21 protein-coding genes are annotated in these 23,668 nt (G+C 67.9%); 10 read left to right on the forward strand and 11 right to left on the reverse strand.

The features are described 5' to 3' along the window. Positions 1 to 43: 43 nt before the first annotated feature. Positions 44 to 1,282 carry an MFS transporter gene (locus NQK81_RS44450; RefSeq protein ID WP_257486308.1) on the forward strand — a complete coding sequence of 413 codons (1,239 nt, stop codon included), beginning with the start codon at positions 44 to 46 and terminating at the stop codon, positions 1,280 to 1,282. Here the strand turns inward: NQK81_RS44450 and folE are convergent. After that, on the reverse strand, positions 1,272 to 1,868 hold the full coding sequence (folE, locus tag NQK81_RS44455) for a GTP cyclohydrolase I FolE (RefSeq protein WP_257486309.1): 597 nt from the start codon (positions 1,866 to 1,868) through the stop codon (positions 1,272 to 1,274). The genes NQK81_RS44450 and folE overlap by 11 nt on opposite strands. Positions 1,869 to 2,002: 134 nt before the next feature. Between folE and NQK81_RS44460 the strand changes: the two genes are divergently transcribed. Next, the gene (locus NQK81_RS44460; RefSeq protein WP_257489964.1) at positions 2,003 to 2,728 is read left to right on the forward strand and encodes a helix-turn-helix transcriptional regulator; all 726 of its coding nucleotides are present in this window, start codon (positions 2,003 to 2,005) and stop codon (positions 2,726 to 2,728) included. 5 nt (positions 2,729 to 2,733) lie between these two features. Here the strand turns inward: NQK81_RS44460 and NQK81_RS44465 are convergent, their stop codons facing one another. Further along, positions 2,734 to 3,186: a carboxymuconolactone decarboxylase family protein gene (locus NQK81_RS44465; RefSeq protein WP_126737353.1), complete on the reverse strand. Its 453-nt coding sequence runs from the start codon at positions 3,184 to 3,186 to the stop codon at positions 2,734 to 2,736. A gap of 81 nt (positions 3,187 to 3,267) precedes the next feature. Continuing rightward, positions 3,268 to 4,650, reverse strand: coding sequence for a cytochrome P450 (locus NQK81_RS44470; RefSeq protein WP_257486310.1), 1,383 nt, complete (start codon positions 4,648 to 4,650; stop codon positions 3,268 to 3,270). A gap of 99 nt (positions 4,651 to 4,749) precedes the next feature. Between NQK81_RS44470 and NQK81_RS44475 the strand changes: the two genes are divergently transcribed. Next, positions 4,750 to 5,346: a TetR/AcrR family transcriptional regulator gene (locus NQK81_RS44475; RefSeq protein ID WP_257486311.1), complete on the forward strand. Its 597-nt coding sequence runs from the start codon at positions 4,750 to 4,752 to the stop codon at positions 5,344 to 5,346. Here NQK81_RS44475 and NQK81_RS44480 read toward each other — a convergent pair. Both NQK81_RS44480 and NQK81_RS44485 read right to left on the reverse strand, forming a co-directional pair. Next, positions 5,264 to 6,058 (reverse strand): glycosyltransferase, encoded by a 795-nt coding sequence (locus NQK81_RS44480; protein ID WP_257486312.1) that lies wholly within the window; start codon positions 6,056 to 6,058, stop codon positions 5,264 to 5,266. The two genes, NQK81_RS44475 and NQK81_RS44480, sit on opposite strands and share 83 nt — an antisense overlap. 2 nt (positions 6,059 to 6,060) lie before the next feature. After that, positions 6,061 to 6,690 (reverse strand): class I SAM-dependent DNA methyltransferase, encoded by a 630-nt coding sequence (locus NQK81_RS44485; protein WP_257486313.1) that lies wholly within the window; start codon positions 6,688 to 6,690, stop codon positions 6,061 to 6,063. Positions 6,691 to 6,814: 124 nt separating this feature from the next. Here NQK81_RS44485 and NQK81_RS44490 point away from each other — a divergent pair, with 124 nt between their 5' ends. Next, positions 6,815 to 7,159, forward strand: coding sequence for an MmcQ/YjbR family DNA-binding protein (locus tag NQK81_RS44490; protein ID WP_257486314.1), 345 nt, complete (start codon positions 6,815 to 6,817; stop codon positions 7,157 to 7,159). A gap of 1,224 nt (positions 7,160 to 8,383) precedes the next feature. Here the strand turns inward: NQK81_RS44490 and NQK81_RS44495 are convergent. The 6 genes from NQK81_RS44495 to NQK81_RS44520 form a co-directional block, all read right to left on the reverse strand. Continuing rightward, positions 8,384 to 9,637, reverse strand: coding sequence for an HNH endonuclease signature motif containing protein (locus NQK81_RS44495; RefSeq protein ID WP_257486315.1), 1,254 nt, complete (start codon positions 9,635 to 9,637; stop codon positions 8,384 to 8,386). Positions 9,638 to 9,983: 346 nt separating this feature from the next. Beyond that, a complete protein-coding gene (gene abc-f, locus NQK81_RS44500; protein WP_257486316.1) occupies positions 9,984 to 11,603 on the reverse strand; it encodes a ribosomal protection-like ABC-F family protein in 1,620 nt (539 codons plus the stop codon). A 275-nt stretch (positions 11,604 to 11,878) separates the two neighbouring features. Next, positions 11,879 to 13,282, reverse strand: coding sequence for a GH1 family beta-glucosidase (locus tag NQK81_RS44505; RefSeq protein WP_257489965.1), 1,404 nt, complete (start codon positions 13,280 to 13,282; stop codon positions 11,879 to 11,881). Positions 13,283 to 13,284: 2 nt separating this feature from the next. Continuing rightward, complete coding sequence (locus NQK81_RS44510; RefSeq protein ID WP_034323760.1) at positions 13,285 to 14,142, reverse strand: carbohydrate ABC transporter permease; 858 nt, start codon at positions 14,140 to 14,142, stop codon at positions 13,285 to 13,287. Beyond that, entirely contained in the window at positions 14,139 to 15,119 is a 981-nt protein-coding gene (locus NQK81_RS44515; RefSeq protein WP_257486317.1) for a carbohydrate ABC transporter permease, read from the reverse strand. Before NQK81_RS44515 ends, NQK81_RS44510 begins: the two co-directional genes overlap by 4 nt. 3 nt (positions 15,120 to 15,122) lie before the next feature. Beyond that, positions 15,123 to 16,424 carry an ABC transporter substrate-binding protein gene (locus NQK81_RS44520; RefSeq protein ID WP_257486318.1) on the reverse strand — a complete coding sequence of 434 codons (1,302 nt, stop codon included), beginning with the start codon at positions 16,422 to 16,424 and terminating at the stop codon, positions 15,123 to 15,125. A gap of 226 nt (positions 16,425 to 16,650) precedes the next feature. Between NQK81_RS44520 and NQK81_RS44525 the strand changes: the two genes are divergently transcribed. The 6 genes from NQK81_RS44525 (at position 16,651) to yjfF (ending at position 23,563) form a co-directional block, all read left to right on the forward strand. Next, the gene (locus NQK81_RS44525) at positions 16,651 to 17,697 is read left to right on the forward strand and encodes a LacI family DNA-binding transcriptional regulator (RefSeq protein WP_257486319.1); all 1,047 of its coding nucleotides are present in this window, start codon (positions 16,651 to 16,653) and stop codon (positions 17,695 to 17,697) included. A gap of 232 nt (positions 17,698 to 17,929) precedes the next feature. Beyond that, positions 17,930 to 18,943 carry a LacI family DNA-binding transcriptional regulator gene (locus NQK81_RS44530; protein WP_257486320.1) on the forward strand — a complete coding sequence of 338 codons (1,014 nt, stop codon included), beginning with the start codon at positions 17,930 to 17,932 and terminating at the stop codon, positions 18,941 to 18,943. A gap of 51 nt (positions 18,944 to 18,994) precedes the next feature. Next, the gene (locus NQK81_RS44535; RefSeq protein WP_126734999.1) at positions 18,995 to 19,993 is read left to right on the forward strand and encodes an ABC transporter substrate-binding protein; all 999 of its coding nucleotides are present in this window, start codon (positions 18,995 to 18,997) and stop codon (positions 19,991 to 19,993) included. 35 nt (positions 19,994 to 20,028) lie between these two features. Then, positions 20,029 to 21,549 (forward strand): sugar ABC transporter ATP-binding protein, encoded by a 1,521-nt coding sequence (locus tag NQK81_RS44540; protein WP_257486321.1) that lies wholly within the window; start codon positions 20,029 to 20,031, stop codon positions 21,547 to 21,549. Continuing rightward, complete coding sequence (locus NQK81_RS44545; RefSeq protein WP_257486322.1) at positions 21,546 to 22,583, forward strand: ABC transporter permease; 1,038 nt, start codon at positions 21,546 to 21,548, stop codon at positions 22,581 to 22,583. The genes NQK81_RS44540 and NQK81_RS44545 overlap by 4 nt, the downstream gene beginning before the upstream one ends. Further along, positions 22,580 to 23,563, forward strand: coding sequence for a galactofuranose ABC transporter, permease protein YjfF (yjfF, locus tag NQK81_RS44550; protein WP_257486323.1), 984 nt, complete (start codon positions 22,580 to 22,582; stop codon positions 23,561 to 23,563). The genes NQK81_RS44545 and yjfF overlap by 4 nt, the downstream gene beginning before the upstream one ends. The last annotated feature ends 105 nt before the right edge of the window (positions 23,564 to 23,668 follow it).

Raw genomic sequence — 23,668 nt, forward strand, 5'->3', positions numbered from 1 at the left:
GAAACTCCGCATCCGCTCGGTCACCGGTCGCTACGTTGGTCCCATGACGGGGGAGAGGCTCGACGGAAGGTACGCGAAGCTCTGGGCGGCGAGTACGACGTCCGCGCTCGGCAGCGGTCTCGCGACGGTGGCGGCGCCGTTGCTGATCGCTTCCCGCACCGACGAGCCGCTCGTGGTCTCGGGCGGGTTCGCCGTGGCGTGGCTGCCTTGGCTGCTCTTCTCGCTGCCCGGCGGAGTGCTGGCCGACCGGGTGGACCGGCGCAAGCTGATGATCACCCTGGACTGGATCCGCGTGCCCGCCGTCGCCCTGCTGGCCATCGCGATCTCGATGGGCGACGTCAGTATCGCCTTGCTGTACGCCGTCCTCTTCGTGATCAACGCGTGCGAGGTCGTGTTCCGGACGTCGAGCGGGGCGATGCTGCCCGCGATCGTGCCGAAGGCGTTGCTGGAGCGGGCGAACGGGCGGCTGTACGCCGGGACGACGCTGGCCCATGGCATGCTTTCCGGTCCGCTGAGCGGATTCCTGTTCGGCGTCGCGGCGAGCATCCCGTTCTACGTCAACGCCGGCACGTACGCGGTCAGCGCCCTGCTGCTCGGCTTGATCGCCGGCGCGTACCGGTCACGGCCCGTCGAGCCGGCCGAGCGCCGGTCGATGCGATCGGAGGTGGCCGAGGGGTTCCGCTGGCTCGCCGGCCAGCGTCTGCTGCGGACCATGATCGGCTTGATCGGGATGCTGAACCTGACGCTCGTCGCGGCCACCTCGGTCCTGGTGCTGCTCGCGAAGGAACGGCTCGGGCTGGGTTCCGTCGGGTACGGCCTGCTCTTCACCTGCATGGCGGTGGGCGGGCTGCTCGGCTCGGTCATGGGGGCCCGGCTGATCGCCTGGTGCACGCCGACCTGGACGTTGCGGATCGGGCTGCTGATCGAGGCCGGGACCCATCTGGTCCTCGCGACCAGCACGAGCGGGCCGGTCGTCGGGGTGACGTTGTTCCTCTTCGGGGTGCACGGCGCCCTGTGGGGAATCGTCGGCAGTTCCCTGCGCCAGCGGCTCACCCCGCCCGGCATGCTGGGCCGGGTCGGCAGCACCAGTCTGTTCGTCATCGCCGGCGGCAACTGCGTCGGTGCGCTGCTCGGCGGGGCGGTGGCGTCGAAGTTCGGGCTGACGACACCGTACTGGGCCGGTTTCGTGGTGGCGGTGATCGTTTCCGCGCTCACCTGGCGGGTTTTCGACCGCGAGGTCGTCTCCGCGGCCTACGCGCAAGAGCCCGCTGTCAGCCGTTGATCCCGGTGAGCGCGAAGAACTCCTGGCGCGAACGAGCGTCTTCGCGCAGCGTGCCGAGCAGGGTCGAGGTGACGGTGCTCGACCCGACGGCCTGGACCCCGCGCAACGTCATGCACGAGTGCTCCGCTTCGATCACCACGCCGACGCCGCGCGGTTCGAGCTGCTCTTCGAGCCAGTCGGCGACCTGTTTCGTGAGCCGTTCCTGAACCTGCGGACGGCAGGCGAAATGCTCGACGATCCTGGCCAGCTTCGACAGGCCGAGGATCCGGTCTCCCGGCAGGTAGCCCACGTGCGCGACCCCGACGAACGGCAGCAGGTGGTGCTCGCAGACCGACCGGACCGGGATCCCCCTGGCGAGGACGAGCTCGTCGTAGCCCTCATCGTTGGGGAAGGTCGTGAGATCGAACGGCCGAGGGGTGAACAGCTCGGCGTACGCGCGCGCCATCCGGCCGGGCGTGCCGCGGAGGCTCTCGGAGTCCAGCGAGATGCCCAGTGCGGTGAGGAGATCGGCGGCCGCGGTCTCGGCAGCCGCCAGGTCCGGCCCCGGCCCGGATTCGTGCACGACGCGCAAGGCAGGAGTGGACATTGGGCCTCCTAGGCTGAACCGATCCCCCGGTGGATTAAACCAAGACTTTTGGGTGTTTTGGCACCCGGCGGCTTATCTTACATGGTAGATCGACACTCCAGAATGTTCCGCCGGTTGAGATAGGCGATATCGTGGTGAACGTGACAGTGCCCGACCCGCCAGACCCGGACGGCCTCGACGCCCCCGCCATCGCCGCGGTGGCGGCGCTCGACGACGACCTCCGTCGCGGCATGTACGCCTACGCCCGGCGCGCGAGGCGGCCTGTCACGCGTGACGAAGCCGCGGCGGCGGTCGGGATCTCCCGCAAGCTCGCCGCCTTCCATCTCGACAAGCTCGTGGCGGCCGGGTTGCTCAGATTCGGCTTCGCGGCAGGCCCGGTGGTGAAGGTGGGGCGGAGGCCGAAGGTCTACGAACCCGTCGACGAGGCCATCCAGGTGCAGCTTCCCGCCCGGCGGCACGAGATCCTGGCGGGCATCCTCGCCGAGGCCGTGCTCGCCGAAGGGAGCGGTGAGACAGCGCGGGAAGCGGTGCTGCGGGTCGCGGGGGAGCGCGGTTTCGCGGCGGGTGAAGAGGAACGCGTACGAACGCGTCCGGGCAGGCTCGGCGCGGAACGCGCGCTCACCGTCGCCGAAGGGGTGCTTCGCCGCTACGGCTTCGAGCCGAGCCGGGACAGCAGGACCTGTGTCCGGCTGCGGAACTGCCCGTTCCATCCGCTGGCCGCCGAGGCTCCGGAGCTGGTCTGCGGGATCAATCAGGCCTTCCTGGCCGGTTTCCTGAACGGCGTGCGCGCCGGGAACGTGGAGGCGGCCCTCGTTCCCGGCGCGGCGGAGTGCTGTGTGGAACTACGGCAGGCCGAGTAGGCCGATCAGGCGGCGCCGGCGATCTGCCGCGTGGCGACGTTGAGCCGGTTCCAGGTGTTGATGGCGGCGATGGAGAGGACCAGGCTCGACAGCTGCGCTTCGTCGTAGTGCCGGGCCGCCTCGTTCCAGACCTCGTCGTCGACCGGGTCGGCTCGGTCCGCGATCCGGGTGATGGCCTCGGCCAGCGCGAGCGCGGCCCGTTCGGCGTCGGTGAAGTAGGCCGTGTCGCGCCATGCCGCGACGGTGAAGATCCGCTCGTCGGACTCGCCCGCCTTGCGCAGCTCCTTGGTGTGCATCTCCAGGCAGCCGCTGCATCCGTTGATCTGGCTCGCGCGGACGTGCATGAGGTAGTGCGTGGTCTTCGGGACACCGGTGTCGCCGGTCGACTCCGCCAGCGCGATCAAGGCCTTCAAAGTGGCGGGGTTCGCGAGGGCGGGATTCGGGATGCGGGTTTCCATATTCGTTCTCCTCCGGGGTTCCGTCTTGCTTTCACCGCACTGACGGATCCCGGAACGGAGATGTGACCGGCTTCTGAGGTCTTAGGTGGTCGCGGCCACCGATGCCCGGTCGCGGAGCGAAACCTCCAGCTTGAAGCCCTCCGGCTTGAGGGTCAGCAGTTCCTGCACCTTCAGCCGATAAGACGGGTCGCCACGGAGCTCGTACCGGCTCAGCAGCATCCCGAGCACCAGCGTCGCCTCGTGCAGGGCGAACTGCCGCCCGATGCAGGCCCGCTCGCCGGTGCCGAAGGGTTTGTAGACGTGCGCCGGACGGGCACGGTTGCGTTCCGGCGAGAAGCGGTCCGGATCGAACGACTCGGGATCTTCTCCCCACACGGGGTCGCGGTGCAACGCCGGGATGAGGACCAGCGCCCACTGTCCCTTCCGCATCGGGTACTCGCCGCCGACGACGGTGTCCACCTGGGCCTGGCGCGCGAAGGCCGGCGCCGTCGGCCAGAGCCGGAGCGCTTCGTCGAGCACTCGCCGGACGTAACGGAGCTTCGCCACTTCCTCGTAGGACGGGTCCGGATTCGCACCCCAGACTTTGTCCACTTCGGACTGTGCGCGGGCCAGGACGTCCGGGTTCCTGGCGAGGTAGTACAGGGCGAACGACAGCGCGCCCGACGTGGTCTCGTGCCCGGCCACGAGGAAGGTGATGATCTGGTGCCGGATGTTGTCCTCGTCCAGCGCCTCACCGGTGCTCGGCTGCGTGGTGTTCAGCATCAGCCCGAGCAGGTCTTCGGTGCTCGTGTCGTCCCGGCGCGCTTCGATGACGTCGGCGACGACGGAGTGGAGGAACGCCAGGTCGGCTTCGTTGCGCCGGTTCGCCTTGCGGCTGAGGAGCGGGCCGATGACCGGCGGCTGGATGGCCATCCGCTGCGCGTGACGCAGCGTGCGAACCATCGCGGCGACGAACGGATGCGGCTCGGCGCGTTCGAAGGAAGAGAAGCTGTAACCGAATCCGGTCCGGCCGATGGTCTCCAGCGTCAGCTTGGTCATGTCGTCCGCGACGTCGACCTCGCCACCCTTGTCCCACGTGTCCAGCAGCTCGCGGGTGATCGCCAGCATCGTCGGGTGGTAGCGCTGCATGGCGTTGCGGCTGAACGCCGGCGCGAGGATCTCGTGCGCGCGCCGCCAGTTCGGCTCTTCGTTGTGGGCGGTGAACAGACCGTCGCCGCCGAGCGGGCGCAGGTTCGAGATCGCGGGCGTGACGTGCTTCGCGAAGCGCTTCTCGTCGGAGAGGTCGGCGACCATCTCGGCACCGTTGACGAACACGATGCTCCGGCCGAATACCTTGCGCTCGAAGACCGGCCCCAGCTCGGCCGCGTGCCGCATCGAGTCCTGGACCGGCGTCTTCGGCGACACGCCGAGCACGTCGCCGATCAGCGGGATCCGACGCGGGGGATGGGGGAGAGCGGTGGCCATCGAGCCCCTCCTGATGAGCACTGTGTGCACTGTTGAACCGGCATCCAATAGCGAGCGTGGCCTGTTACTGAACTCGTGTCAAGTAAGTACGATGCCCAGATGGCGCCGAGTACCTCCGGGAAACCCCGCAGCAGGCTGAGCACCGCCGAGCGACGGGAACAGCTGCTGCGGATCGGCGCCCGCCTGTTCGCGGAGCGGCCGTACGACGACGTGTGGATCGAGCAGGTCGCGGATATCGCCGAGGTGTCGCGCGGGCTGCTGTACCACTATTTCCCGACGAAGCGGGACTTCGTCACCGAGGTCATCAGGGCCGAGGGCGAGCGGCTCCTCAAGATGACCGAGTCCGATCGCACACTCCCGGTCGCGGAGCAGCTGACCGCGGGCCTCGACGCGTACCTGCGCTACGTCGAAGCCAACGAGGACGGCTACCGGGCGCTGCACTCGGGTACGTCGATCGCCGTCGACGGCGTGCGCGAAGTCCTGGACAACAACTTCGCCGAGCAGGGACGCCGGATCCTGGAGGTGCTGTGCCCGGACGGCGAGCCGCCGGAGGCCCTGCGGGTGCTCGTGCGGGGCTGGCTGGCCTTCGTCGTCGCGGTCTGCCTCGACTGGCTCAAGTACCGGAAGCTGACCCGGGACGAGATCCGGGATCTGTGCGCGAAGGCGTTGCTCGACCTCGTCGACGTGCCAGCATGACCTCGGCGCGCTCCTCGATCAGCTTCATTCGCGCGAGCCGCTCGCCGTCGTCGTTGTGCGCCGCGGACCGGGTGACCTGCCCGGCCCACTTCCGGTAGAACATGCCGCACGTGGAGACGAAGTAGCCGTCGGAGCAGGCGTTCGCGGCGAGGACCAGCCCGGTGTCCTCCGACGCGGGCAACGCCATCCAGCCGCCGAGCTCCAGCAACAGCTCACGGCGGATGCACAGCGTCCCGGCCACCACCGACGACACGTAGCCGTTTCGCTGCCAGTGGCGCAGGATCGCGCCGCGTTCGATCCTTCCCTCTTCCGGGTCGCTGTCGACGCCGGCCGTGGTCCCGTCGGGAAAGAGGTCGAGCACCCGGCAGGTCGTCCAGCCGACGTCGGGATCCTCCAGCGCCGCGATGTCCCGCGCGAGCGCGCCGGGTGCCAAGAGGTCGTCCGCGTCGAGTGCCTTGATCAGCTCACCGGTGGAGCGCGACAGGGCCAGCATCCGCGCGACCCCGGGGCCGCCCCGGCGCCCCGAGCCGGGCAGTACGCGGTCGTCCGCGGGGAGGACGCCGTCGAGCAGACCGGTCTCGCCGTCCTCCTGCACCAGCCATTCCCAGGCCCAGCCCGGCGGGAGTTCCTGCGCGGCGAGGGATTCGTACGCCTCGGCCAGGTACGGAAGGCTCGGCGGGTGGACCGGGGTGATCACGCTGACGACACGCACGATCAGACCGGGCGTCGAGCCGTGATCAGGAGGTGTTCCTCTGGCGGTGTCCCCGGTTCGTCCGCCGTGAAGACCTCCGAATGGGTGCCGGTGACCTCCATCCCGGCCGCCTCGACCCGCCGGACGAGGTCGTCCGGGGCGAAACTGGTCACGCGGAACGTGCGGCCGAAGAACTCCGCGTGCGCGTCCTCGGCGTCACGCGGAACGGTGACGAGCGCGAAGAGCCCACCCGGTACCAGCCAGCGCGCGATGTCGGCGAGCACAGCTTCGGTGTCCCTGCGCGGCATCTGGAGGAACGGGAAGAAGGCGCAGACGGCCTCCCACGACCCGGGCGGCGAGGTCCAGTCACGCACGTCGGCGTGGACGAAGGTGGCGGCGGGAACCTGCTCACGCGCGAGATCGATCATCACCGGGGACACGTCGAGCCCGGTCACCCGATGGCCCGCGGCGGAGAGGTCCTCGGCCACCGGCCTGCCGGTGCCGCTGCCGAGGTCGAGCACCCTCGATGACGGCGGCAGGCCGTCCAGCAGCTGCCGCACCGCCCTGTCGACCACCGGCGCCCGGCCGAAGACGTCTTCGTAGGCGGAACCTATGGCGTCGAACAACTCTGCCGCCGTGGCCGGACGGTCCATGGCACAGCTCCCCGGGTCGAGTGGATCTTCCTCCGGCGAATCTACCGATCGACGTCCTCGAATGCCGGGACCACCCGGGCACCTAGACTGAGGCCGACGGAGTTACTGGGGTTTGGGGTTCACGATGAGCGTGTCGAGTGACGAGTTCCACCGGATGCTGAAGACGCTCGCCGAGGTCGAGCGATCCGACGCGAAGGAGTGGGAGTCGTTCAGTGTGCGCGGGAAGCGGTTCGGCTACTTCTGGCCGCGGACCCAGACCGTCGGCCTGAAGCAGACGCTCTCGGAACAGGAAGCCCTCGTGGCCGAGCGGCCGGACGTCTTCGAGGTGCAGTTCACGGCCGGGGGATTCGGCTGGGTGGTGGTGTACCTCGACGGCATCGAATCCGACGAGCTGAACGAATTGGTCTACGAGGCATGGCGGCTGTCCGCTCCCGAAGAACTGGTCGATCAGGTTCCGCCGCCCTGTTGAGCGTTACCGCATTCGTGTGTTGACGCGCGTCACTTCTTTCGTGGGGAACGTTTTCCGGGTCGTGGCGTTGTAGAGGGTGTCGGTACGGATGGTGCCCCCGGGCCTCACCCTTCGCCTTCATGGAATACCGGTTCGGCCGGAGCCATGTCGTGCCTTTCGCCGAGAGGCGGCCCACCGTATCGGCCTTCGCTCCCGCTTCCGCTCGCAGGTGACCCCCAGACCTTCGCTGAGCGGGAGCGGGTCTTTTTCGTCCGGCGGTTTTCGGCTTGACCCAGGTCACTCGCTCGATGGGAACATTTCGGTGTGTCGCCGCGTTATGACAATTGTCCGCTTCCGCTCGCAGGTAACCCCCAGGCCTTCGCTGAGCGGAGGCGGACGTTTTTTGAGCATTCGAGTCGTGCATTCGAGTGTAGACACGGGTCACACCTATTCGGGATCGGCGCCGGGGAACATTTCGAACGGTGGTGCGTTGTAGAGAGTGTCGGTACGGATGGTGCCCCCGGGCCTCACCCTTCGCCTTCACGGAATACCGGTTCGGCCGGAGCCGTGTTGAGCCTTTCGCCGAGAGGCGGCCCCCGTACCGGCCACAAACTCCCGCTTCCTGCTCGCAGGAACCCCCAGCCTTCGCTGAGCGGAAGCGGGACCTTTTCTTTCCTCGCCCGTCGCCGGTCCGGCGGCGGGCTTTTTCGTGGTCGGTGCTTTCGAAGCGGTGGTCCTTGGGCCGTTGTCCGACCTTGGATGTCGGGAGGGAGTCTCTCTTTGCTCGAGTGGTTGCATGTCGCGGCAGGAGAACTCTCGTCGTCCGGCTGTGGGCGCGCGCGTACGGTCCGGCTTCGGAGGGATTAAACGGCACGTCACGCTTTAGCCGGCACCGCCGCCTCAGGATCGGGTGTGATCGCGTTGTGGCGGGTAGTGAGGGACTTGTTCACTGCCCTTGGTGTCCGGGCTACGGTGTCCTGGCCAGGGCAAGGTCAGCGGGTGGTGTAGCCGCCGTTGGGGAACATCGTCTGGCCGGTGAACTAGGCGCCGTCGGTGGCCATGAACCGGATGTTCGGCACGATCGCACGACTGTGTGGATTTCGGGACATCTGACGTCCCGAAATCCACACAGTCGTGCGTGATCGGTCCGATCAGCAAGGGGCCCGTGAACGGCGTGACCTGGGTGGCGGCCGGTGGGCATGCCGAAGGGCCCGTCGCCGGTGTGGCCGACGGGCTCCTCGACATTTAGTGGTGATGCAGGGTGTTGCGCCGGGGTTTTCGGAGTGGGTCTCGGTATTGGGGTGGGATGAACTCGGGTAACCCGTCGGCGGCCATCCGGACTTGCCAGTCACCGTGATGAATCAGGCGGTGATGGAAACTACATAGCAGCACGAGATTCCGGAGGTCGGTGGGTCCGCCGTCTGCCCAGTGATGAATGTGGTGGGCGTGACAGTTCTTGGGTTTCCGGTGACAGCCCGGGAACGCGCAGCCACCGTCGCGGATGTTCAGCGCCCGTCTCTGACCGGGCGTGACGAACCGTCGTAGCCGTCCCACATCGAGGGGTTCTCCGGCACCGCTCATCACGACCGGCAACATCAGACAGTCGCAAGCGGCGAGCCGCGCTTCCCGGGCGGTCATCGTCCCGACGAAATCCAGGCACGCGGTGCCGAGACCGGACTTCAGTTCGTCGAGTCCGATGGTGACGTTCACGAGGGTGCGGTAGCCGCTGGTTCCGGGCTGGTCCGGGCACGCGATCGCGAGGTCGAGGAGGTCGGCCCAGGCGTCTCCCAGGCGTTCGCACTTCATCCGCAGATCCGCCTGACCGAACTCGTCGACTGGCCGTGGTTGGGCGTAGGCCTCCAGCGCGGCGGCGGTGCGGGCACCGGTCTCGTCGTCCAGCAGGCCGGTGAGTTTCCAGAACCCGTCTTTGCGGCGTTCCAGGGTGATTTCCCGGCGTGGTTCTTTGGGTTCGGGGTCTTGGGGTTCGTTGCCGTCGGGATCCAGCCAGCCCAGCAGGTTCGCCTCAGTCTTGGCGAGCTGCTGCGGACCGGCGGTCGGGGCCAACTCGGCGAGGATCTTCTCCGCGACCGCCCGATCCTCAACCGAGGTATCGGCAGGAAGCCTCTTCAAGATCTCCAGAATCTGATCGATCCGCTCATCCCCGACCAACCCCTCGGCAGCGACCGCGGCGGTCGCAGGCGCGACCGGTGGAACCTCCGTGCCATCCAAAGCGCGGGTGGGGTTCAAAGCGACCGCCCGCTTCACCACCGCACCCGCCTCAGCCCGCGACAACCCCGCCATCTCCGCGAACCAACTCGCCGTAGTCCCATGCCCGAACAAGTCTTTCGCGCCCCGAGACTCGACCTCCGCCAGAAACCGCCCCAAACCCGCGGTGGCCATCCGAATCACCTGCAACGACTGCAGCACGCCATAGGCAAGCTCCAGCTTGCCGGCACGCCACAGTTCCTGCGGCAACTCGGGAAGGAAGGTCTCGGACACACCTCCATAATACCCGGCAAAATCGAACAGGTGTTCGTAATTTTAAGCGACAAGCGAAACGTGCAAATAACACTGACGAGTGATTTAGTGGCGAAGCGGCGATTACCCTAAAGCAATTAGCCGACTAATTGCGCGTCTTCCAGGAAGCCGCGGTGTCCCGGGAGAAGCCATGCAGAGCAATGAGAGTCTCGCCGCGATCTTCGCGTTCGAGTGACCGGCCGGGTGCCATGCCGGATCCGAAGGCAGGAAAGGGCCCGATCTGCAGGCCGGAACACCGGACCTGCTCGCGTAGCCAAGGAAACGCCTCAAGACACGAGCAGATCCGGTGTGAGCGGGAACGCGAGCCTCAGGACTCCACGAGCGCTCCATCGGTCAACCGCACCCGCCGGTCCACCTTGATCTCCCGGAGGAACCGCTCGTCGTGGCTCACGACCACGAAAGCCCCTTGATACGCACCCAGCGCGCTCTCCAACTGCCCGACGCTGACGAGGTCGAGGTTGTTGGTCGGCTCGTCGAGCAGCAGGAGTTGTGGCGCGGGTTCGGCGAACAGGACGCAGGCCAGGGTGGCTCGCAGGCGTTCGCCCCCGGAGAGCACGCCGACGGGAAGCTGGCTTCGCGCGCCTCGGAACAGGAAGCGGGCGAGCAGGGTCATCCGTTGCGATTCGGGGAGGCTTGGGGCGAACGCGGCGAAGTTCTCGGCGATCGTCCGGTCGAGGTCCAGCAGGTCGAGCCGCTGGGAAAGGTACGCGATACGGCCTTCGGCGCGTTTCACCACGCCGCTGTCCGGCGTGAGATCTCCCTTGAGCACCCGCAGGAGGGTCGACTTGCCGGTGCCGTTCCCGCCGGTCAGCGCGATCCGTTCGGGGCCGCGGATCGTCAGGTCGACGCCGTCGCCCGCGAAGACGTTCCGGTCGCCGTAGCGGACTTGGATGTGCTCGCCCTGGAACATCGTGCGCCCGGCGGGGACGTTGGTGCCCGGCAGGATCAGCGCGATCTTGTGGTCGTCGCGGAGTGAGCGTTCGGCCTCGTCGAGGCGGCTCTTCGCCTCGCTCACCCGGGCGGCGTGCGTCTCGTTCGCCTTGCCCGCGGACTCCTGGGCGTTGCGTTTCATGGTGCCGGCGAAGATCTTCGGCAGGCCGGCGTTGCCGAGGTTCCTGGCGGCGTTGCCCGCTCGGCGCGCCGCCCGCTCGCGCGCCTGCTGCATCTCCCGCTTCTCCCGCTTGACCTCTTGTTCGGCGCTGCGGACGTTGCGTTCGGCGACCTCTTGCTCGGCCTTGACCGCCGCTTCGTACTGGGAGAAGTTCCCGCCGTGGTACCGGAGATCGCCGCGGTCGAGTTCGGCGATCCGGTCCATCCGGTCGAGCAGTTCCCGGTCGTGACTCACCAGCAGCAGGCAGCCGGACCAGTCTTCGAGCACCCCGTAGAGCTTGCGGCGGGCGTCGAGGTCGAGATTGTTGGTCGGTTCGTCCAGCAGCAGGATGTCGGGCCGCTTCAGCAATTGCGCGGCCAGGCCGAGGGAGATGATCTGTCCGCCGCTCAACGTGTGCAGGCTCCGGTCCAGCGAGATGCCGTCGAGGCCGAGCCGGTCGAGCTGGGCGCGGGTGCGTTCCTCGATGTCCCAGTCGGTCCCGATGGTGGTGAAGTGCTCTTCGCTCGCGTCGCCGGACTCGATCGCGCTCAGCGCCGCGAGCTGCGGCGCGATGCCCAGCACCTCGGCCACTGTCAGGTCGGCGGTGAGCGGCAGCGACTGCGGCAGGTAGCCGAGCACCCCCTGGGCGGAGACGGACCCGGACGTCGGACGCAGTTCGCCGGCGATCAGTTTGAGGAGCGTGCTCTTGCCCGCCCCGTTCGGCGCGACCAGTCCGGTGCGGCCACCGGGCACGGTGAAGGACAGGTCGTCGAAGACCGGGGTGTCGTCCGGCCAGGAGAAGGAGAGGGCGGACACGACGACGAAGGCGTCTGACATGGAAATGACCTCGTGGAAGACAGCGGGCGCCTCGAGGCTGCACCGCGGTGGACGTGGCTTGAGGGGACGACAAAGAGGCCGCCTCGGCGTCGACGCCGGTGGCCTGCCAACTCCGGCTCACCCGGAGATGTCGTCTTCACCTGCCACGTCTGGTCTCCACTGCTCGTTGATCAGGTCCGTATCCACGATAACAAGACCTGCCGGAGCGCGGCCACCGCAATCCCCCCCAGCGAAGTGTCGTTCAGGACGAAGAACGTCCTGAACGACACTCGGCCTCAGCTCAGCCCGTTGAGACTGATCGCCCGGGCGTACCAGAGCGCGCTCTGTTTCGGCGTCCGCCGCTGCGTCGCGTAATCGACGTGGACGAGCCCGAACCGCTTGCCGTACCCCTCGGCCCACTCGAAGTTGTCGAGCAGCGACCAGTAGAAGTAGCCGCGCAGGTCGACGCCCGCCTCGATCGCCTCGTACGCGGCGCGCAGATGCGAGTCGAGGAAGGCGATCCGGTCGGTGTCCGCGATGTCCCCGCCGATCAGCGCGTCCGGGTAGGACGCACCGTTTTCGGTGATGTACAACGGGATCGGCCGATAGTCGCGATGGACCTGGAGGAGGCACTCGGTGAGCCGCGAGGGCTGGACCTCCCAGCCGGAGTCGGTGCGAGGCGCCGCTTCGTCGGGCACGAAATGGACGTCGGGGGAGCCGAGCCAGTCGGCGCCCGCCGGTTCGCTGCCGGGCATCGGGGTGCCCGCGACCTGGTAGCCGCGGTAGTAGTTGATGCCCAGCCAGTCGATCGGAGCGGCGATGGTCGCGAGGTCGTCGCCCCGCACCAGCTCACCGATGCCGAGGTGCGCCAGGTCGGTCAGCAGATCCTCGGGGTAGGAGCCGCGAAGCACCGGATCCAGGAACAGCCGGTTCTGCAGGCCGTCGATCCGGCGCGCCGCTTCGGAGTCCACAGTGGACGACGGATCGACCGCGGACACCGGGTACAGGTTCAGCGTGATCCCCGACGACGCGGCCGGCGCGTGCCGCCGCAGGACGTCCATCGCCAGCCCGTGTCCGAGCAGCAGGTGGTGCGCGGCCGCGACGGCGGCGCGGGGTTCCTGCCTGCCGGGCGCGTGGATCCCGCGCGCGTAGCCCAGCATCGCGGCGCACCATGGCTCGTTCAGGGTGGACCAGCGCGGCACCCGGTCACCCAGGCGCGCCACGACCGTTTCAGCGTATTCGGCGAACCGGAACGCGGTCTCGCGCGCCGCCCAGCCGCCCTCGTCTTCCAGCGACTGGGGGAGGTCCCAGTGATACAGCGTCGCCCACGGCTCCACTCCGGCTTCGAGCAGCTTGTCGACGAGCCGGTCGTAGAACGCGAGACCCCGGGGATTCGGAGCTCCGCCGTCGGGCCGGATCCGCGGCCACGACAGGGAGAAGCGGTACGCGCCGAGCCCGAGCCGTCGCATGAGATCGACGTCTTCGGCGTAGCGCCGGTAGTGATCGGCGCCCGGCTCCCCGGTGTCGCCGCCGACGACGGCGCCGGGGCGGCGGGCGAAGACGTCCCAGATGGAATCGGTCCGGCCGTCGGCGGTCGTCGCCCCTTCGACCTGGAAGGCGGCGGTGGCGGCGCCCCACACGAATCCGGGCGGGAACAGCAGCGCGGTCTTCGCCCGGACACTGTCGGGATGAGCGGACATGGTCACCCTTTCACGGCACCTTGCATGATCCCGGCCACGATCTGACGGCCGAGGAGGAGGAAGACGATGAGGATCGGGATGGTGGCCAGGGTCGTTCCGGCCAGCACCAGCGAATAGTCGACGTAGTAGCCGCTCTGCAGCTTCTCCAGAGCCAGCTGGACGGTGGGGTTGCCGGCGTCCAGCACCACGAGCGGCCACAGGAAGTCGTTCCACGAAGTCATGAACGTGAACATCGCCAGGATCGCCGCCGCCGGGCGCACCGCGGGCAGGCAGACGTTCCAGAAGATCCGGATCATGCTGCAGCCGTCGACCCGTGCCGCCTCGATCAGTTCGTACGGGACGGCGTCCACTGTGTACTGACGCATCCAGAAGACACCGAACGCGGTCACCAGGTTGGGCACGATCACCGACTGCAACCCGCCCGCCCAGCCGAACTCCGACATCGCCATGAACAGCGGGATGATGCCGAGCTGGGTCGGTACGGCGAGGGTGATCACGATGAACACGAACAAGCCGTTCCGTCCGCGGAACCGCAGTTTGGCGAAGGCGAACCCGGCCAGCGACGAGAACAGCACCGTGGTGAGGGTGACCGTCCCGGACACGATCAGGCTGTTCGCGAGCGCCTTCCAGAACGGCACGGTGTCGAACACCCTCGCCGCGTTGGCGAAGAAGTTCCCGCCGGGCAGGAAGGGCGGGACCCGTTCGGTGAGCATCCCGCTGTCCCGGCTGGCGACCAGGAACGACCAGTAGAACGGGAAGAGCGAGCCCAGCACGAAGATCGTGAGCACGACATACGTCGCCCTGCGCGGCTTGCCCAGCGCCGAAACGCCTCGCTTGAGTCCACTGTGGATGACCGTCATCTCTTCTTCACCGCCGTGAGCCTGCCGGTGAGGAAGAAGTTCACCAGCGCGATCAGCACGATGATCACGAACAGCACCCACGCGATCGCCGAGGCATAACCGAGTTCGTAGTTCTCGAAGGCCGTTTGGTACAGGTACAGCGTCACGGTCTGGAACTGGTTGGACGAGCCACCGTTGTTCGACCCCGGCATGGCGTCGAACAGCTTGGGCTCGGTGAAGATCTGCAGGCCGCCGATCGTCGAGGTGATCGTGACGAAGATCAGCGTCGGCTTCAGCAAGGGGAGCGTGATGCTGAAGAACCGGCGTGCGGCGCCCGCGCCGTCGATCAGCGCGGCCTCGTGCAGTTCCTTCGGGATGGCCTGCATCGCCGCGAGCACGATCAGCGCGTTGTACCCGGTCCAGCGCCAGTTCACCATGATCGCGATCGCGGCGTGGCTGCTGAACCGGCCCGCCTGCCAGTCGACCGGATCCAGCCCGATCGTCTGCAGCAGGCCGTTGACCAGCCCGTACTTCGGCCCGAACAGGTTCGCGAAGATGATCCCGAGCGCCACCAGGCTGGCGGCGTAGGGCAGCAGGACGCCGACGCGCCAGCCGGTCGCCCCGCGGAGCCTGGCGCTGAGCAGCGCCGCCAGTAGCACCGCGATGATCAGCTGCGGAACGCTGGAGAGCAGGAAGATGCTGACGGTGTTCTCGAGCGCGTTCCAGAACTGGGTGTCGGCGAACAGCTCCTTGAAGTTGTCCAGCCCGATGAAAACGGGGTTGTCGTCACCCGCCTCCCAGCTGAACAGGGAGACGTACGCCGTGTAGAGCAGCGGGAACAGCCCGACGATCCCGAACACGACGAAGAAAGGGGCGATGTAGAGGTACGGCGAGACCTTGACGTCCCACCGGCTCAGCCGATGGCGGAGGGTGGGCCGGGGCGACGTGCGCACCCCGGCCTTCTCCTCGTCCGGCGCGACCTTGTCGACGACGGTCATCGGTCAGCGCGTGATCTTCTTCGCGGCGTCGATCAGTTGCGCCCAGCCCTCGTCCGCGGACTTGCCCTGTTCGACGGCCTGCAGCGCCGGGCTCGACGCGTTCTCCTGGATCTGGCCGTCGCCGGGGCCCTTGTACTGCGGCTTCGCGACCTTCTTCGCCTGCTCGGCGAACAGCTGGCCGATCTTGGCGCCGCCGAAGTAGGCGTCGGTCTCACTCAGCAGCGCCTGGTCCTCCAGCGCCTTGACCTGGCTGGGGAAGGTGCCCTTCGCCTTGAACGCCTTGATCTGCTGCTCGGGCGCGGTCAGCCAGGCGGCGAGTTCGGCCGCCTCCTTCGGGTGCTTCGACTGCGTGGGCACGGTCAGGTACGAGCCGCCCCAGTTCCCGCCGCCCCCGGGGAAGGCCGCGGTCACCGCCCACTTGCCGGTGTTCTCGGGGCCGGAGTGCTCCTCGATCACGCCGAGCATCCACGCGGGGCACACCTTCGTGGCGAACGCGCCCTGCTTGAAACCGGAGTTCCACTCGTTGCTGAACGCGGTCAGCTTGGCCGACTGTCCTTTCGCGACGGCGCCGGTCACCTTGGTCCACGCGTCCCTGATGCCCTGGTTCGATTCCAGCGTCGGCTTGTCGTCGTTGCCGATGTAGCCGGTGGGGAGCTGGTTGACCATGGCGTTGAAGTTCTGCGCGGCCGAGTCGAACCACGCCTTCCCGCCGGTCTTGGCGACGTACTGGTCACCGGCGGCGAAGTAGCTGTCCCAGGTCGCGAACAGCGGCTTGACCGCTTCGGGATCGGACGGCAGCCCCGCCGCTTCGAGCATGTCCTTGCGGTAGCACATCGCCAGCGGGCCGATATCCGTCCCGTATCCGATGACCTTGCCGTCCTTGGTCTTCGCCGCTTCGTACTTCCAGCCGAGCCAGCGGTCGGGCGACGCCTCCGCCGGGCCGATCTTGGTCAGGTCGTTGAACTTCGAGCCCTTGTCGAGAACGTTCGACAGGTGCCCTTCCTCGACGGCGGTGACGTCGGCGAGGCCGGACCCCGCGGCCAGCTTCGTGATCAGGTCCTGGTGGTACGGCCCGCCCTGACCGGTCTTGCGGTGGGTGATCTTGATGTTCGGATGCAGCCGTTCGTACTCGGGGATCAGCTCCTCGTAGCCGAATTCGGTGAACGTCGCCAGCGACAGCTCGACCTTCGCGTTCGGGTCCGACGCGGCGGGGGCGCCGCCGTCGTCACCGCCGCACGCCGCCAGGCCGAACGTCGTCATCGTGATACCCAGTGCCAGCACCAGGCCGTTCCGGATGCTTCTCACGGTTCTTAACCCCTTGCGCCGATGGGTTGGTGGACTCTTTTCACGCTCTTGCGTCCCTTGCTGATGGGGTGAGGAGAAAATGGGAGCGCTCCCAGGATGCGCAGAGTCTGTCGCCAAGGTATGGCGGTGTCAAGGGCTTGTAATGAGAGTGTTTCCATCAGGGGAGCGCTCTCAGTGTCGCCGCTCGCCGAGCATTAAGCTGTCGGTGTCCGGATGGAGCTGAAGAGTGAAGGTGGCGCGGGTGGGGCCTCGACCAGAGGAAGACGGCAGGCCGACGCTGGAGGACGTCGCCGCGTCCGCCGGGGTCAGCCGGTCGACGGCGTCCCGTGCGCTGAACGACGACGGCTACGTCAGCGCGCGCTCCCGAGAGAAGGTCCAGGCCGCGGCCCGCGAACTCGGTTACTCGCCGAACCAGGCGGCCAGATCGCTGGTGACGAGGCGGACCGGCGCGGTCGCGGTCGTGCTGTCGGAGCCGGAGGCGCGGTTGCTCGACGACCCGTACCGCACCGCGGTCATGCGCGCGGGCTACCGCGAACTCGCCGACGTCGGCTGCCAGATGGTCTTGATCTTCAGCGACACCCGCGAGGATCTCGACCGCACGGTCCGGTTCCTCGACGGCGGGCACGTCGACGGCGTGCTGGTCTTCGCGCCGCACCGGACCGATCCGCTGCCCAAGGCGCTGCGGCAGCTGAGGATCCCGGTGGTGTACGGCGGGCAGGCGGCCGGGCTGAAACGCGGTGTCCACGTCGTCGACTTCGACAACGAGGGCGGCGCGAAGCTCGCGGTCGCGCATCTGGTCGAGGCCGGCCACCGCCGGATCGCCACGATCGCGGGCCCGCAGGACCAGAGCGCGGCGATCGACCGGCTCTCCGGCTGGCGCAAGACCCTCCTCGACGCCGGGCTCGACCCGGCGGACCTGATGGAGGAAGGCGACTTCACCCTGACCGGCGGGGCGAAGGCGATGTCGAACCTGCTCGCCCGGCGCCCCGACCTCGACGCCGTCTTCGTGGCCAGCGACATGATGGCCCTCGGCGCGCTCCGCACCCTGCATTCCGCCGGACGGCGGATACCGTCGGACGTCGCCGTCGTCAGCTTCGACGACAACGCGACCCTCGCGCCGGAGATGGACCCGCCGCTGACCTCTGTCCACCAGGACCCGCGCGAACAGGTGCGCGTGATGGTCGAGACCCTGCTCGCGGTGATGGACGACCGTGAGTTCAAGCCCCGCCAGCGGATCTTGCCGGTCTCGCTCACGCATCGCGCCTCCAGCTGACTCGGCCGCTTCCGGGCTGGACGCGCCTCCGGCGATCGAAGCCGCGAAAGCCACTTTCGGGACATCAGATGTCCCGAAGGTGGCTTTCGCGGCACACCGCGTTCGATTCACCTCTCCGCGCACGGAGGCGGCTCCGTGACCCGACTGTGACTCGAAGAGCGCTTGACCCGGCTCGTGTTATCGCTAACACTTGCGGCACTCGTCACACGGTACCGGGATTGGGAGACAGGCGATGGCGCGCGACACCACCGAGAGCAAGCAGGCCAGTCTCACCGACGTGGCCGCGCTCGCGGGTGTTTCGCATATGACGGTCTCGCGGGTCATCAACGGCACCGGGCCGGTCCGCGCCGAGACGCGTGTCCGGGTCAACGCCGCCATCGAGCAGCTGGACTACCGGCCGAACTCGGTCGCCCGCGCCCTGGTCACCGGCCGTTCGGGCACGCTCGGCGTGGTCGCACTGGAGGCGAACCTCTACGGTCCGGCCAGCACCTTGAGCGGGATCGAGCACGCGGCCCGCGAGGCCGGCTACGCGACGACCATAACCAGCATCAGCCGTCCTGGCCGGTCGTCCATCGCGGACGCGGTCGAGCGCCTGCGCCGCCAGGCCGTCGAGGGCATCGTCGTGATCGCGCCGCATGTCACCGCCGCACGCGCGCTGGAGGCGGCGCCCAGCGACGTGCCGCTCGTCGCGGTCGGCGGCGGGCAGAAGGCGCCGGTCCCGGTGATCTCGGTGGACCAGTACGACGGCGCGCGGCGCGCCACCGAGCACCTGCTCGGCCTCGGCCACGAGACGGTCTGGCATGTGGCCGGGCCCGAAGACTGGCTGGAGGCGCTCGACCGCGAACGTGGCTGGCGCGAGACCCTGCAGCGGCACGGCGCGCGGATCCCGCCCGTCATCCGCGGCGACTGGAGCGCACGTTCCGGGTACGCGGCGGGGCGATCCCTCGTCGGTGAAAAGGGCCTGGACGCGGTGTTCGTGGCCAACGACCAGATGGCCCTCGGTTTCCTTCGCGCCTGCACCGAAGCCGGGGTCAACGTGCCGGGGGAGATGCGGATCGTCGGCTTCGACGACGTTCCCGAGGCGGCCTACTACACGCCGCCGTTGACGACGGTGCGCCAGGACTTCGTCGAAGTCGGGAGGCGCACGTTCGACCTGCTCCGCCGCCGGATGAACGGCGGTGAGAACCGTGACCGCGACCTGGTGGTCCCCGAACTGATCGTGCGGGAGAGCACCGGTCTTTCGTAGCGCCGGGAGCCGTTTTCAGGGCTCAAGGCGCGAGTGTTAACGCTAACTCAAATGATCAGTGCGGATCTAGGAGTCGATGTGGCAAGAAAACCGTGGACGGCGATCGTGGCCGGAGTGGCCGGGCTGCTCCTGCTCTCCGCGTGCGGCGGTGGCGGCGGAGCGGGTGGCGGCGGCGCCCTCACCCTCGGCTTCGCACAGGTGGGCGCGGAGAGCGGCTGGCGCACGGCGAACACGAAGTCGATCCAGGAGTCCGCGAAGGCGGCCGGGATCGAGCTGAAGTTCTCCGACGCGCAGCAGAAGCAGGAGAACCAGATCGCCGCGATCCGGTCCTACATCCAGCAGAAGGTCAAGGTGATCGCCTTCTCGCCGGTCGTGGAATCCGGCTGGGACACCGTGCTGAAGGAGGCGAAGACGGCGAACATCCCGGTGATCCTGACCGACCGGGCCGTCGACTCGCCGGACAAGTCGCTGTACAAGACCTTCCTCGGCTCGGACTTCGTCGCCGAGGGCAGGAAGGCGGGCGAGTGGCTGGCCAAGGAGTTCGGCTCCGCGGCGGGCGACGTCAGCATCGTGGAACTGCAGGGCACCACCGGTTCGGCGCCGGCGAACGACCGCAAGAAGGGTTTCGCGGACGTCATCGCCTCGAACCCGAAGTTCAAGGTCGTCGCTTCGCAGACCGGTGAGTTCACCCGGGCCAAGGGCAAGGAGGTCATGGAGGCCTTCCTGAAGTCCCAGCCCAAGATCGACGTGCTGTACGCGCACAACGACGACATGGCGCTCGGCGCCATCGAAGCGATCGAGGCGGCCGGGAAGGTACCCGGCAAAGACATCAAGATCGTCTCGGTCGACGGTGTCCGTGACGCCCTGCAGGCACTGGCCGACGGCAAGATCAACCACGTCGTCGAATGCAACCCGCTGCTCGGCCCGCAGCTGATGGAGCTGGTGAAGAAGGTCGCCGCCGGTGAGCAGGTGCCCCCGCGCATCGAGACCACCGAGACCGAATTCGACCAGGCCGCCGCGAAGGCCGCACTGCCGCAACGCCAGTACTGATCCCGGACCCGCGTCCCCCGAGAACAAGGTCAGCGATGACAGAACCCCCTGCGATTCTGCGGATGAGCCATATCCGGAAGGAATTCCCCGGCGTGGTCGCCCTCGACGACGTCTCCTTCCGGATGTTCCCCGGCGAAGTGCACGCACTGATGGGTGAGAACGGCGCCGGCAAGTCCACTTTGATCAAGGTGCTCACCGGCGTGTACGGGGTGGACGCGGGCACGATCGAACTCGACGGCTCCGCGGTCGCGTTCAGCGGCCCGGGAGAAGCACAGTGCTCCGGCGTGAGCACCGTCTACCAGGAAGTGAACCTCTGCCCGAACCTGTCGGTGGCGGAGAACATCTGCCTCGGCAAGGAGCCGCGACGGCGCGGCCGCATCGACTGGCGTGAGACGCGCCGCCAGGCGGCCGCGCTGCTGGCCAGGCTGGACGTCGAAGTGGACGTTTCGGCCGAGCTGAGCAGCTGCTCGATCGCGGTGCAGCAACTGGTCGCGATCGCCAGAGCACTCGACGTCGACGCGCGGGTGCTCGTGCTCGATGAACCGACGTCCAGTTTGGACGCCGGGGAGGTCGAGCAACTGCTGAATGTGGTGCGTTCACTGCGGGACCAAGGGATGGCGATCCTTTTCGTCTCCCACTTCATCGAGCAGGTCTTCGCCGTCGCGGACCGGATGACGGTGCTGCGCAACGGGAAGCTGATCGGCGAGTACCGCACCGAGGAGATCACCCCGGTCGACCTGGTCACCAGGATGATCGGCAAGGAACTCGAAGCACTCGAAGACATCGAGGACGCGGGCCACAGCCGGCACGACCTCGCCGGAGCGCCGGTGTTCCTCGAAGCGGGCGACGTCGGCCGCAAGGGCGGTGTCGCGCCGTTCTCGCTCGACATCCGGGCGGGCGAGGTCGTCGGCCTCGCCGGGTTGCTCGGTTCGGGCCGCACCGAACTGGCGCGGCTGCTGTTCGGCGCCGATCACGCGGACAGCGGTTCCGTGCGGATCGACGGTGAGCCGGTGTCGCTGAAGACGCCGCGGACCGGGCTCGACCACCGCATCGCGTTCTGCTCGGAGAACCGCAAGACCGAGGGGCTCGTCGAAGAGCTCACGGTGCGGGAGAACATCGTGCTCGCGCTGCAGGCCTCACGGGGCTGGGCGCGGCCGATCCCGCGGAAGCGGCAGGAAGAGATCGCCGAGCGCTACATCGAAATGCTCGACATCCGGCCCGCGAACGCGGAAGCGAAGGTCGGCGACCTGAGCGGCGGCAACCAGCAGAAGGTGCTGCTGGCGAGGTGGCTCATCACCGAGCCCCGGCTGCTGATCCTCGACGAGCCGACGCGCGGTATCGACATCGGGGCCAAGACCGAGATCCAGCGGCTGGTCGCCCGGCTTTCGAGTGAGGGGATGGCCGTCGTGTTCATCTCCGCCGAACTCGAGGAGGTGCTGCGGTTGAGCCACCGGGTCGTCGTGCTGCGCGACCGCGCGGTGGTCGCCGTACTGGACAACGAATCGCTGACCGCGGACCGCGTCATGGCGACGATGGCCGAAGGAGTCGCACGATGACCAAGCATCGTCTGTTCTGGCCCGTCGTCGCGCTGCTGGCGCTGCTGCTCGGCGACCTCATCGTCCATCCGGCGTTCTTCGCGATCGAATTCCGCGACGGGCACCTCTACGGGAACCTGATCGACATCCTCAAGAACGGCGCCCCGCTGATCCTCATCGCGATCGGCATGACGCTCGTGGTGGCGACGCGGGGGATCGACCTCTCCGTCGGCGCGGTCGTGGCGATCAGCGGCGCGCTCGCCTGCCTGCACATCAGCGGGCTCGGTGACCAGAACAGCCTCGGCGGGACGCTCGCCGCGGTCGGGATGGCGCTGGGGCTGGCGCTCGCGCTCGGGGTGTGGAACGGCTGGCTCGTCGCGGTCCTGGGCATTCAGCCGATCATCGCGACGCTGATCCTCATGGTCGCGGGTCGCGGTATCGCCCAGTTGATCACCGGCGGTCAGATCATCACCGTCAATTCCCATCCGTACGAGTGGATCGGCAGCGGCTTCACCTTCGGCCTGCCCAGCGCGATCCTCATCGCGCTGGCGGTGTTCGCCATCGCCGCGGTGCTGGTCCGCCGGTCGGCGCTGGGACTGCTGGTCGAATCGGTGGGCGGGAACCCGGAGGCGGGCAGGCTCGCCGGGCTCCGCTCGGCCCGGCTGATCTGGCTCACCTACGTCTTCTGTGCGCTCTGCGCCGGCATCGCCGGACTGATGATCAGCGCGAACGTGCACAGCGCCGACGGCAACAACGCCGGGCAGTTCATCGAACTGGACGCGATCCTCGCCGTCGTGATCGGCGGGACCCTGCTGACCGGCGGCCGGTTCTCGCTCACCGGCTCGGTGATCGGCGCGCTGCTCATCCAGACGTTGACGACGACCGTGTACGCGCTCGGGATCGCACCGCAGGCGATCATGCTGTTCAAGGCCGTGGTCGTGCTGGCGGTCTGCCTGCTGCAGTCGCCGGTGTTCCGCAAGAAGCTCGCGAGGCGGCGAAAGACGGCCCCGCCGTCTGCCGCCGTCGTGCCGGAAAAGGTGGAGGCCGGGGTATGACCACACTCGACCGCATCAAGGGCTATCGGCCGAGGCAGCGGCATCTGCCGATCCTGGCGACGATGGCGATGCTCATCGCCGCCTACATCTACGGCGCGTCGAGCTACACGGCGTTCGGCTCCGGGCAGGTCGTGCTCGACCTGTTCATCAACAACGCGTTCCTGCTGGTCGTCGCCGTGGGGATGACATTCGTGATCCTCACCGGCGGAATCGACCTGTCGGTCGGTTCGGTGGTGGCGCTGTCCACTGTGGTTTCCGCCGACCTGCTGCAGAACCAGGGCTGGCCGGTTTTCGCGGTGATCCCCGCGGTACTGGCGATCGGCGCGGCGCTGGGCTTCGGGATGGGCGTGCTGATCCAGGTCTTCGAGATCCAGCCGTTCATCGCCACGCTCATCGGGATGTTCTTCGCCAGGGGGCTCTGCTACACGATCAGCACCCAGGCGTACTCGATCGACGACCCGACGGTCGCGAGCCTCGCGCAGACGCAGATCCCGCTCGGTGCGGATCTGCACATCTCGATCGGCGTGGTCGTCGCGCTGGTCGTGGTCGCGGCCGCCGCGTACGTCCTCTACGGAACGCGGTTCGGCCGGACGGTGTACGCGATCGGCGGGAATCCGAAGTCGGCGCTGCTCATGGGGCTGAATGTCGGCCGCACGCGGATCTCGGTGTACACGCTCAGCGGGTTCTGCTCGGCACTCGGCGGTCTGCTTCTGGTGCTGTACAAGTCCTCCGGCGACCCGCTCAACGGCGTCGGGCTGGAACTGACCGCGATCGCGGCCGTCGTCATCGGCGGCACGCTGCTCACCGGCGGCTCCGGCTACGTCCTCGGGACGGTGCTCGGGATCATGGTGCTGGGCATCATCCAGACCCTGATCACCTTCGACGGCACGCTGAACTCGTGGTGGACCTCGATCATCACCGGTGCGCTGCTGTTCGCCTTCATCGTCCTGCAGCGCCTCGTCGGCAGGCGAGCGCCATGACGTCACTCGCGTGATCAAAGGCGTAACTCGCGTGATTGGAGCCGGATCGCCCCCAATCACGTGAGTTACGCCTTCAATCACGTGAGTTACGGCTTCAAACACGCG

This window comes from Amycolatopsis roodepoortensis, assembly GCF_024628825.1.
Lineage (GTDB): Bacteria > Actinomycetota > Actinomycetes > Mycobacteriales > Pseudonocardiaceae > Amycolatopsis > Amycolatopsis roodepoortensis.